Origin of the sequence: Buttiauxella sp. B2 (assembly GCF_006376615.1) — a bacterium.
In the GTDB taxonomy this organism is placed as follows: Bacteria; Pseudomonadota; Gammaproteobacteria; order Enterobacterales; family Enterobacteriaceae; genus Buttiauxella.
Genome location: NZ_VEXQ01000067.1, coordinates 1 through 1,685, shown reverse-complemented (window position 1 = coordinate 1,685; position 1,685 = coordinate 1). Strand labels below are relative to the sequence as shown.

The following is a 1,685-nucleotide window of genomic DNA, read 5'->3' as shown; positions in this document are numbered from 1 at the left end:
GCACAATATCACCGGCGTCTGCGTGACCGCTCAGTGCCGGTTTGCTGTCATCGGTGATGCCCTTGTTTTGGATGTCAGTTTTAATGCTGCCCACGTCATCGTGCAATACCAGACCGGTCGCCGCATCCGGAACTGACGTGTCGTCCTGGTTGCTGTCAACATAATTGATGACATATTTCTCACTGCTGTGGCTGACATTGCCTGCGACATCCGCTGCGGTGGCCGTAAACGTGAACGCCCGGCTATTACCTGCAGTCCATCCCAGCTCCCCGACAACATAGTAATGCCAGTTACCGTTCTGGTCAGCCTGGACGGCATCATATGTGTAGCGTTGACCTGCTGGCCCTGTCAGGGTGATGGTCACCATGCTGCCAGCCTCGGCCGTACCGGAGATTTTAGGCAGAATATCATCGGTTACGCCGCCATTGGCGACATTACCCGTTTTTGTTCCCACATTATCCCACACACCGGTAATCACCGGTGCCGTAATAACGGTGTCCACGGTAAAGCCGATAGCCGCAGACGCCGCACTGGTGTGACCGTTATCCACATTCTTCACCACCGTCGTGAAACTGTGGCTGCCATCGTTCAGAGCCGTCGCCGGGGTGAAGCTCCAGTTGCCGTTACTGGCTACTGTCGCCGAGCCAATCACTTTGTTGTTGTCGTAAACCAGCACAATATCACCGGCGTCAGCATGACCGCTCAGTGTCGGTTTGCTGTCATCGGTGATGCCCTTGTTTTGGATGTCAGTTTTAATGCTGCCCACATCATCGTGCAGTACCAGGCCAGTCGCCGCATCCGGAACCGACGTGTCGTCCTGGTTGCTGCCAACATATTTAACAGTGAATTTATCACCATAAGTACGCCACGCGTTCCCGGCCTGGTCTATACCAGTAATGCCAAATGAGTAGTTACCGTGTGTGGTGAAGGCTTTTGGCTGGTAGGTCCACGAACCATCATTTCCCGCCGTGACACTCTGGTAATACAGCGCTTTACCGTTCGGACCAAAGACATGAATGTCCACACGGGAGCCTGCTTCTGCATGGCCGGTCAGTACCGGACGGCTGTCATCGGTCAGCCCCCCGTTGCTCACCAAAGTCTGCACAGTGCCCACGTTATCCTGCACTGTATCGAGGATCGGCTGGCTGTTAACGGTATCGACTGTAATGGTGAAACCGGCAGTCGGGCTGCTTTCACCGATTGCGGTGACCACGGTGGCGACGAGCACGTGAGTGCCGTCCTTCAGCGCCGTGGCCGGAGTGAACTTCCAGCTTCCGTCTGCACCCACCGTGGTGGAGCCAATCAGGGTACCGTTGTCATAGACGTTCACGCGTGCCCCGGCGTTTGCCTTACCGGACAGGTCAGGGTGCGCATCATTCGTCAGACCACGGCCATCGTCCGGGAGTGCGCCGGTATAGCCATAAAAGCCGCGGATATTATCGACAATACTGTCCAGCGAGATGGTCGCCGGGACATCACCATTGGTTTCGATGGTGTAAACCTTATAAGGGAGGGATATCAGGAGAGCATCGCTGCCCGGGTCCTGTACCAGTGTCTGGAAGATGTATTCCTGGTTAACCTCCAGAGGCTGCTCCGGCGTGAAGGACCAGAAACCGTCATCCCCGATAGTGGCATGCCCCAGAAATTCGGTATTGGCATAGATACTGATAACAATACCTGCGCCG

1 protein-coding gene is annotated in these 1,685 nt (G+C 55.5%); it reads right to left on the bottom strand.

Annotation, left to right across the window (positions count from 1 at the left end; genetic code table 11):
* Positions 1–1,685: Ig-like domain-containing protein (locus FH968_RS23500; protein ID WP_223271392.1), on the bottom strand; the 1,685-nt coding region annotated here is incomplete at both ends.